The following is a 9,996-nucleotide window of genomic DNA, read 5'->3' on the forward strand; positions in this document are numbered from 1 at the left end:
TGGATTTAGCGGAAGTTACGGAAGAAACGCGTTTTCTTCAGTGCAATCCCGACTGGAATCGCAACGAGGATTCCGACGACGTTTTGTGTGATGTTTCCTGGAATTGAAGCGACTGGTGCGACCCAGTTGCTGTAAAGAATACCTTCACAAACATAGTAAACAGCAAGCATGACAGGAGCAGAAACAATCATTGCAAAAATATTTAAGCCAGGGTTGTCTCCTTTGTATCGCGAAGACCAGGCGATACGCCCGACAATATATCCTTGGAGTCCTCGAGCTACGATTGTAAATGGAGCCCAGAGTGTCCATCCACTGATCAGATCAAATAATCCCATACCGATTGCTCCGGCAATCAGTGCTGTTCGTGGACCGAATAAAATCGCGATGAGAAAGAGCATCGCTGTTCCCATATGAACGAGACCGCCGCTTGAAGCGATCGGTAGTTTGATATTGATGAATAGTGTCGCAACAAGAACAAGTGCGATTGACATCGCAGTGATGACGAGCTGGCGGGTACGAGTGCTAGAATACGGTGCTGCTTTTTGCATGTGGCTAACCTTCTTTATGATAGATTTTAAGATATCTTCAATCTATCAGATGACTGAACTAGTCAAAAGTGTCAACTTTGAATTATTTATAGGGGTCAGTTTTGAATACAAATCTTGATCTGTTCTTAATTCCATAAGAGTACGATCTATTGATACACTCTTGAATGGAAAAATCCATAAAACGGTTGTCGTTTTCGAATCTATTCCTCGTTTTTTTCGTACAATGAACAGCGAAAGGGAGGGGAAGTCAGTGAAATATCAGATTGCGACAGCTGTTTTTTTATTCGCTTCATTGTCATCAGTCACATCGGAGGCAAAGGACCAGACGACACAACACCAACGTTATTACGCAGCATATGAAAAAATCGTGGAAAACATAAATCGGACACATGAAAATGCGGACGTCACGTTGCTTGCAGCAAATCAATTCGCAGACGAGGACTGGGTTTCGCCGGAACGTTTTCAAGAACGGGCACTCGAACGGTTGAAGCCGCTACGTGTCCAAACGAGCTTAGAGTGGGATAGTGAACGAACGCTTGAACGTACGGAACGTGGAAACGATGTCCGGATCATCGGAAATTTCGAGACGGAACTCTTGGAACAGAGTAAACGCCAACGATTATCCGATGTCTTTTCGATGACGTCTCTTGCGATCGATGGTGGAAAGTGGACGCAAACCGGATTCTCCGGTACTCCAATCGATGCTTTGCAAACGATGGTCGTAACGGTCAGTGGTACATACGCGAAGCAAGGCATCTTAACAAGACATCACATCACGAAAGAATATCATTGTTCATGGTACGGTGAAATCTACTATTGAGGCAGAAAAAGAGCGAAACTCGTTTGAGTTCCGCTCTTTTTCATTAATTCCGGATCAAGTGATCGAAAGCACCGAGTGCAGCTGTTGCACCAGATCCCATCGAGATGATGATCTGTTTATACGCGCTATCTGTGCAGTCTCCTGCAGCGAAAACGCCTGGTACGTTCGTTGCGCCGTGGCGATCGACTTGGACTTCACCGAACTTGTTACGGTTCACTGTTTCACCGAGCCAGTCCGTGTTCGGTACGAGACCGATCTGGACGAAGACGCCTTCGAGCTCAATGTGACGCTCGACGTTCGTTTCGCGCTCCATGTACGTGATACCGTTTACTTTGTCCGTTCCTGTGATTTCCTTCGTCTGTGCGTTGACGACGACCGTGACGTTCGGAAGAGAAGCGAGGCGTTCTTGAAGAACAGCATCCGCTTTTAATTCCGGTGCGAATTCAAGGACCGTGACATGCTTAACGATTCCCGCGAGATCGATGGCTGCTTCGATCCCTGAGTTTCCGCCACCGATGACTGCGACACGTTTTCCTTCGAACAACGGACCATCACAGTGTGGGCAGTAGGCGACGCCTTTGTTCTTGAATTCGAGTTCGCCTGGGACACCAACGTTACGCCAGCGTGCACCTGTTGAAAGGATCAAACTCTTCGTTTTCAAGACAGCACCGTTCTCAAGCTCAAGCTCGAGGAGGTCCTTCTTCTCAAGACGAGTTGCCCGTTGCAGGTTCATGACGTCGATGCCATACTCCTTGACGTGCTCCTCAAGACTTGCGACGAGTTTTGGTCCTTCCGTGTACTTCATGCTGATGAAGTTTTCGATGCTCATCGTATCCATGACTTGTCCACCGAAGCGTTCTGCGACGATTCCTGTCCGGATGCCTTTACGGGCTGCATAGATGGCAGCACTCGATCCAGCTGGACCACCACCGACGACGAGGACATCGTATGGATCTTTATCAGCGAAATCAGAAGCATCGGCACCTGTGCCAAGCTTCGCCAAGATTTCTTCAAGTGACATCCGTCCGTTACCAAACGCTTCGCCGTTGACGAAGACCGTCGGAACAGCCATGATCTCTTTTTGTTCGACTTCTTCCTTAAATGCCGCGCCATCAATCATCGTGTGACTGATGTTCGGGTTGAGGACGCTCATGACGTTCAATGCTTGTACGACATCTGGGCAGTTGTGGCAGCTCAAGCTGATGTACGACTCGAAGTGGTACGTTTCTTGAATGCCTTGAATCTGCTTGATGACTTCCGCATCGACCTTCGGTGCTCGACCGCTGACTTGTAGCAGAGCGAGAACGAGGGACGTGAACTCATGACCGAGTGGGATTCCCGCGAACGTGATGCCGCTTGTCTCACCGACACGGTTGACTGTGAAACTTGGTGTCCGGGGAAGGCTTGCCTGCTCGACGGAGATGCGTGGTGTCATGCTTGCGATCTCTTCGACGAGTGCGCTCATCTCAAGCGAGACGGCGTCTGTCCCAGCGCTAATCGCTAGGACGAGATCGCCTTCGAGAAGCTCGAGGTATTGCGCGAGTTGTGCTTTAATGTCTGGTGCTAAAGCCATCGCGAATCCGCTCCTTAAATTTTTCCGACGAGGTCAAGGCTTGGTGTGAGTGTTGCAGAGCCTTCTTCCCATTTCGCTGGGCAGACTTCGCCTGGATTGTTACGTACGTATTGTGCTGCTTTGATTTTGTTGACGAGCGTGCTTGCATCGCGACCGATACCGCCTGCGTTGATCTCAACTGTTTGGATGACGCCGTCTGGGTCGATGATGAACGTACCGCGGTCAGCAAGACCATCTTGTTCGTTCAAGACTTCGAAGTTACGTGAGATGACGTGTGATGGGTCACCGATCATGACGTACTCGATTTTACCGATTGTTTCTGATGTTTCGTGCCATGCTTTATGTGTGAAATGAGTATCTGTTGAGACAGAGTAAACTTCAACGTCAAGCGCTTTGAGAGTTTCGTATTGGTTTTGGAGATCTTCGAGTTCTGTCGGGCAAACGAATGTAAAGTCTGCAGGGTAGAAACATACGACACTCCATTTACCGCGAAGGTTAGCATCCGTTAGGTCAACGAATTCTCCGTTGTGGAATGCTGATGCACTGAATGGTTTTACTTCACTTCCGATTAAAGACATGATAAAAATCCTCCTCAAGGGTTCTATTTTTAGAATCTGTTCTAGTGCATACAAACAATCTGTATTTATCACACTAGAATAATTCTAATCTAATACTAATTTCATATAGACCAACACTTTTGTCAAGGTATAATCGGCAATTTCTTATTTCAGGAAAGATTGTGTGAGCAAAAAAAGAAATCCCGACTCCTAAATGAAACAGGAATCGGGAGCTGTTTTCTTTATTGCCAGTCCGTGTGGAAGATCCCTTCGCGGTCTGTCCGGGCATACGTATGAGCACCAAAATAATCGCGTTGTGCTTGCAACATGTTGGCATTCGAATTCGCTGTCCGGTAGCTATCGTAATACGTCAGTGACGTCGATAGAGATGGGAGTGCAAAACCAGATAACGCACCCTCGGCAACGACGTGACGTAACGATTCTTGATACGCCTGTACTTTCTCAGCGAAGAACGGGGCGAGCATCAAGTTCGAGAGGTTCGCATCATTTTTGAACGCTTCACTGATGACGTTCAAGAAGTCGGCCCGGATGATACATCCACCACGGAAAATCAAAGCGATCTCTTCAAGGCGTAAGTTCCAGTCATACAACTCAGACGACGTCCGGTACTGGGTGAAGCCTTGCGCGTATGCGGCAACTTTCCCCATATAAAGCGCTTGACGAATTCGTTCGACCCACGCGTCTCGCTCAAGCGTCGACAAGTCTTCTGGTCCCTTTAAGACAGTAGACGCTGCGACGCGTTCTTCTTTAATAGCTGAAAGGTAACGCGCGAACAGAGCTTCTGTAATGATTGAAGAGGCGATCCCATTATCAATTGCTTGCAGGCTCGTCCATTTTCCAGTTCCTTTTTGACCGGCTTGATCGAGAATGACATCAATCAACGGTTGCCCTGTCTCGTCATCGGTTTTTCGGAGAATGTCCGCTGTGATCTCAATCAGGTAACTTTTCAGTTCACCCGCGTTCCACTCAGCGAAGATGTCCGCGACTTCCGTGACGTCGAGTCCGAGACGGAAACGGAGGAAGCTATACGCTTCAGCAATCAGTTGCATGTCCGCATACTCGATTCCGTTATGGACCATCTTGACGAAGTGACCAGCGCCCTTCGGACCAATATAAACACAACATGGATCACCTTCGACGTGAGCAGCGATCTTTGTCAAGATTGGTGCGACATGTTCGTAAGCTTCTTTCGATCCACCCGGCATGATCGCAGGACCGGTCCGCGCACCGACTTCACCACCCGATACACCGACACCGATGTATTCGATCCCGTGACGTTGTAACTCGTCGAAACGACGCTCTGTATCGAGGAAGTGAGAGTTCCCACCATCCATGATGATATCGCCTGTTTCGAGATGCGGAAGCAACGATTCGATGACTGAATCAATCGCGCTACCAGCCGTGACCATCATGAAGATTTTACGCGGACGGGCGAGTGACTGTACGAATGCTTCGATATCGTAGTACGGATGAAGTGGTAATCCCTCATCGTGTGCGACGAGATCGTCCGTTAAATCACGTGTGTAGTTATAGATGGCGACTTCTTCTTGATGACTCGCCATATTCAGTGCTAAGTTGCGTCCCATGACGCCAAGCCCGATGACTCCGATAGAATGTTGCATAAGTAGAACGACTCCTTTTCTTAGACGACGAGGCTGAGGAGAAGAACGAACCCAAGTCCACAAACGGAAATGATCGTCTCAAGCACAGTCCATGTCGCAAACGTTTCTTTTAATGATAAACCGAAATATTCTTTAAACATCCAGAAGCCCGCATCATTGACGTGTGAAGCGATTAGACTACCCGCACCAGTCGCGAGAACGACGAGCGCTAAGTTGACGTCAGATTGCTCCAGTAACGGAATGACGAGACCTGCTGTCGAAAGGGCAGCGACTGTCGCGGAACCAAGTGAGATTCGCAGAATCGCAGCGATCAACCAAGCGAGCAGAATCGGAGATAACGCCGATCCTTCAAATAATTGTGCGACGAATGTACCGACGCCGCCGTCAATCAAGACTTGTTTGAAGGCACCGCCACCACCGATGATCAATAGCATCATCCCGATTTGGGCGATGGCCGTCGTACAAGATTCCATGACCGTTTGCATCGGAATCTTACGGGCGATCCCCATCGTGTAGACCGCGACGAGTAACGAAATCAACATCGCCGTCGAGGCGTTCCCGATGAACTCGATCGCCGAGATGACGCTACTCTCACCCAAGCCGAGTGTTTCTTGTAAAAGCGTAAAGATCGTTGCGACCGACATCAAGAGGACCGGTAGCATCGCAGTGAAGACACTAATACCGAAACCTGGCGTCTCGTCTAAATCAAATTCTTTTTGTTCCCCGAGTGACGCGATGTTTCCTGTGCGTGTAAACGATTCAGGTACGAGTCGTTTCGCGATCTTCGTAAAAACAGGACCAGCAATGATGACTGTCGGAACAGCAACGATGAAACCATACAATAAGACTTCCCCGATATTGGCTTTATACTCCCCGGCGATGACGGTCGGACCTGGGTGAGGTGGTAAGAAGCCGTGCGTGACAGACAGTGCTGCGACCATTGGGATCCCAAGATATAAGATCGAGACGCGGAGCTGGCGTGAAATCGCAAAGACGATTGGAATCAACAGAACGAGTCCGACTTCGAAGAAGAGTGCGATTCCGATGATGAACGAAGCAACGACGACCGCCCATTGGATGTTCTTTTCCCCGAATCGTGCGACAAGCGTCATCGCGATTCGCTGCGCCCCCCCGGCGTCAGCGATTAGCTTTCCAAGCATCGCACCAAGACCAAAGATCAGAGCTAGGTGACCGAGTGTTCCTCCGATACCGGCTTCGATCGTCTTGACGATCTGATCGAGCGGCATACCGAGTAATAGTGCAACGCCAAAGGAAACGATGATGAGTGAAACGAACGTATTTAATTTTAACCCCATGATGAGAACGAGCAATGCGACGATCCCAATTCCTACGATGACTAAAGGCATGATGACTTCCCCCAAAAGATTAAGTTAGTTTTCCTCTTGAATCAAGCTCCGTTGATACGTAGCGATTCGTTTGTGGTCTTCGGATAATGTCCGCGCTAGACTAATGAAAATCGGTAAAAGCTGACGATATTCATGCATCGCTTCTTCATTTGGTACATGGCGATGTGTTTCCCCAATCATCTTGGAGACGACTTCGAACGAATCGATTTCCCCTGTCGCATACAGTCCGAGAATACAAGCGCCAAGACATGAACTTTCGAAACTTTCCGGAATGACGACTTCCGACTCAAAGATGTCCGCCATCATTTGGCGCCAGACTTCAGACCGGGCAAATCCACCGGTTGCCTGAATCCGCGTCACAGGACCATCCATGCATTCGACGAGGGCGAGGAAGACGGTATACAGATTGTAGATGACGCCTTCTAGTGCTGCCCGGATCATATGCTCTTTTTTGTGTGAGAGCGTCAAACCGAAGAATGAACCGCTGACGTCCGGATTCCAGAGCGGTGCTCGTTCACCGGACAAGTAAGGATGGAACAACAGACCGTCGGACCCCGGGCGGACGCGTTCGGCAATCTTCGTCAGGACAGCATACGGATCGATGCCAAGGCGTTTTGCTGTCTCGACTTCGGCTGAAGCGAGTTCGTCTCGGATCCACCGTAAGACCATTCCACCATTATTGACGGGTCCGCCGATGACCCAGTGGTCCTCGGTCAGCGCGTAACAGAACGTCCGTCCCTTTTCATCGGTCTGCGGACGATCAATGATTGTTCGGATGGCACCGCTCGTTCCGATCGTGATCGCAATTTCCCCTTTGCGAATCGCGTTAACACCTAAATTGGAGAGGACACCATCACTGGCACCGACTAAGAACGGCGTATCGATGGAAAGTCCCATTTGTCGTGCGTAATCAGTATTAAGTCCGGTACATGACGTCGTTGTCGGTACGGGTTCCGATAAATAGCTTGCATCGATACCAGCGACATGCAGTGCGCCCGTATCCCAACCTAATTCATGAATATTAAAGAGACCAGTTGCTGAAGCGAGAGAGTGGTCGATGACATATGTTCCGAACAGTCTTTGGAACACGAACTCCTTGATCCCGACATACTTTTTCGTTTGAGCGTGGAGCTCCGGACGATCTTCGACGAGCCAACTGATTTTGCTAAGCGGTGACATCGGATGAATCGGTGTCCCGGTCCGGTGATAGATCGAGAGACCATATTGTTCCTTAATCTTGTTCGACCATGCTTCACTCCGACTGTCCGCCCATGTGATGCAGGCAGTCAACGGTTGATGTTGTGCGTCCATCGCAATCAAACTGTGCATGGCACTACTGAACGCGACGAACTTCGGTGGCATGCTCGGATGACGTTTTGTGATCAATCGGATCGATTCGAGTACGGCATCAAAAATTTCTTCCGGATCCTGTTCCGCCGTCGAACGGTTCGGTGTGTGGAGTGGGTAACCGACGTTCGTTTGTCCGATGACCTCTCCTTTTGTCGTAAATAAGACTGCTTTCGTACTCGTCGTTCCGATATCGACGCCTAACATGTATTCAGTCATGTGAATCGACTCCTTTCGACATCATTTGTTGCGTTTTCCAGAGATCTTCGACTTCCTGAACATCATCAAAGTTCTGATGTAAGGAAGCAACCATCCGTTCACGATCTCCTGTCTCGATCGCTTCGATATACAAGGCATGGTTCGCGAGGATGCGTTCAAAGTCTTCGATGTCTTCCTCGAATCGTACCCGCATCGATAGGAGGATGAAACTTTCCATGACTGGTTTGAGATTTTGCCAAATCATGCTGACATATCCATGATCGATCGAGCGGATGATTGTTTCATGAAACAGTACATCCTGGAAGGAGAATTCATCGGCATCCTTGTATTTGATGGCAACCTTCATCATTTCGAGAATCTTACTGAGTTCCCGGACGAGTTCTGCCCGTTCGATTTTGACGAGTCGTTCGAAGACGAACGTTTCGATAAGTAGCCGGACATCATAGATTTCTTGAATGTCGCGCTCGGATAAACCGACGACGACCGCCCCCATTCGTTCGAGACGAATCAACTGTTCGGCTGCAAGGACCTTTAACGCGTCACGGACAGGTGAGCGACTGACTGAAAAATCAGAGGCTATTTTGTTTTCGGATAAAATGGTACCGCTTTCAATTTTTCCTGAAATGATCCGCATTCGTAGTTCGTGCGCGACACGATCTCCGGCGGAAGCTTTTGCTAACCACTTCAAGGGGTATAACAGTTCTGACATGGAATCACCTGATTTCTAAAGTGAGTATACTTGTATACAAGTTAGTATATACGTTTTTTTCTAAAATGCAAACGCTTAACTTAAAACAAATCAATCCACGCAGAAATCAGGAAAACGGTTCCAAATATGTTAGGGTGAAGGAGTAAGCAACGCACAGAACGGGTAAGGAGGAGGTAGTACATATGAACATGTTAGTTGTAGGTGCAGGGGCAGTTGGAGGATATTTCGGAGGTCGTCTTGCTGAGCAAGGAGAACAGGTGACCTTCCTTGTCCGTCCGAATCGATATGAACAACTACAAAAAACAGGACTACACATCACTAGTCCTCATGGTGATATCGCGATTACACCTCAGTTGATAACACGAGACATGCGACCGGATCGTGCATTTGATGTCATCTTGCTTTCGACGAAAGCCTATCACTTAGATGACGTCCTACAGGACCTTGCGCCATTCGTTTCGAGCGAGACGTACATCATTCCTTTGTTGAACGGCATGCAACACATACGACGGTTAACAGAAGTCTTTGGAGAAGATCGAGTACTAGGAGGTCTTTGCTTCATTGAGTCGACGCTTGATGCAGAAGGGCGCATTTTACAGACAAGCCCGTCCCATCGGCTGTTGTTTGGTTCACGAACCGGTAAACCAACAGCGCGTCTAGAGGAGATCGCAGCGTGTTTTGCGAAAGCGAAGGCACCAATGACGTACTCGATGCATATCAAGGATGACATGTGGCAAAAGTATCTCTTCATTTCGACATTCGCCGGCGTGACGACGCTATTTCGCTCAGCTATTGGTCCGATTCGGCAAGAAGCTGTCGGGCGTCAAATGATCCTAGACGTCATGAAGGAAGCGAAACAGGCGATGGAAGAACAAGGCGCAGTCTTTAATGACGATGTAGAAGCGGTGCTGTTGAAACAGATGCATGGAATGGAAAACACGATGAAATCGTCGATGTTACGGGACATGGAAAAGGGTCAGCCCGTCGAAGTGGAACATTTTTTCAGTGCGTTATTGAAGCCTTCTACGACTGATCAGATGAATGCCTTGAAATTAGTCGAAGCGAATCTGCGCATGTATCTCAAAACGATTAAATAGTTACATTTTTCTATTTTAGAAAAATTATGGCTCATCACCATAAGGTGTGGTTGACACATAAAATCCATCGGATTTTAAATCGAACATAGAAAAAAAGCGAAAACCCCGGTATCGTA

General features: G+C 48.5%; 9 protein-coding genes. 2 read left to right on the top strand and 7 right to left on the bottom strand.

Annotated features, from left to right (window positions below; translation table 11 throughout):
* Window positions 1–5: 5 nt before the first annotated feature.
* Entirely contained in the window at window positions 6–548 is a 543-nt protein-coding gene (locus tag KNQ15_RS10805) for an ECF transporter S component (protein WP_069940113.1), read from the bottom strand.
* 250 nt (window positions 549–798) lie between these two features.
* On the opposite strand from KNQ15_RS10805, the gene KNQ15_RS10810 reads away from it, so the two are divergent.
* Complete coding sequence (locus KNQ15_RS10810) at window positions 799–1,368, top strand: hypothetical protein (protein WP_023469817.1); 570 nt, start codon at window positions 799–801, stop codon at window positions 1,366–1,368.
* 43 nt (window positions 1,369–1,411) lie between these two features.
* Here the strand turns inward: KNQ15_RS10810 and ahpF are convergent, their stop codons facing one another.
* From ahpF to KNQ15_RS10840, 6 genes are all read right to left on the bottom strand, one after another.
* Window positions 1,412–2,941: an alkyl hydroperoxide reductase subunit F gene (gene ahpF, locus KNQ15_RS10815; RefSeq protein ID WP_214729354.1), complete on the bottom strand. Its 1,530-nt coding sequence runs from the start codon at window positions 2,939–2,941 to the stop codon at window positions 1,412–1,414.
* A 14-nt stretch (window positions 2,942–2,955) separates the two neighbouring features.
* Entirely contained in the window at window positions 2,956–3,519 is a 564-nt protein-coding gene (gene ahpC / locus KNQ15_RS10820; RefSeq protein WP_023469815.1) for an alkyl hydroperoxide reductase subunit C, read from the bottom strand.
* Between the two features lie 221 nt (window positions 3,520–3,740).
* On the bottom strand, window positions 3,741–5,141 hold the full coding sequence (gene gnd, locus KNQ15_RS10825) for a decarboxylating NADP(+)-dependent phosphogluconate dehydrogenase (protein ID WP_149428067.1): 1,401 nt from the start codon (window positions 5,139–5,141) through the stop codon (window positions 3,741–3,743).
* A gap of 20 nt (window positions 5,142–5,161) precedes the next feature.
* The gene (locus tag KNQ15_RS10830; protein ID WP_035411791.1) at window positions 5,162–6,508 is read right to left on the bottom strand and encodes a GntP family permease; all 1,347 of its coding nucleotides are present in this window, start codon (window positions 6,506–6,508) and stop codon (window positions 5,162–5,164) included.
* Between the two features lie 24 nt (window positions 6,509–6,532).
* Window positions 6,533–8,074 (bottom strand): gluconokinase, encoded by a 1,542-nt coding sequence (gntK, locus tag KNQ15_RS10835; protein WP_214729356.1) that lies wholly within the window; start codon window positions 8,072–8,074, stop codon window positions 6,533–6,535.
* Window positions 8,067–8,783, bottom strand: a complete 717-nt coding sequence (locus KNQ15_RS10840) for a GntR family transcriptional regulator (protein ID WP_214729358.1) — start codon at window positions 8,781–8,783, stop codon at window positions 8,067–8,069. The genes gntK and KNQ15_RS10840 overlap by 8 nt, the downstream gene beginning before the upstream one ends.
* A 182-nt stretch (window positions 8,784–8,965) precedes the next feature.
* Here KNQ15_RS10840 and KNQ15_RS10845 point away from each other — a divergent pair, with 182 nt between their 5' ends.
* Window positions 8,966–9,880: a ketopantoate reductase family protein gene (locus KNQ15_RS10845; RefSeq protein ID WP_214729360.1), complete on the top strand. Its 915-nt coding sequence runs from the start codon at window positions 8,966–8,968 to the stop codon at window positions 9,878–9,880.
* Window positions 9,881–9,996 lie beyond the last annotated feature (116 nt).

Origin of the sequence: Exiguobacterium sp. s168 (assembly GCF_018619035.1) — a bacterium.
Classification (GTDB): domain Bacteria; phylum Bacillota; class Bacilli; order Exiguobacteriales; family Exiguobacteriaceae; genus Exiguobacterium_A; species Exiguobacterium_A acetylicum.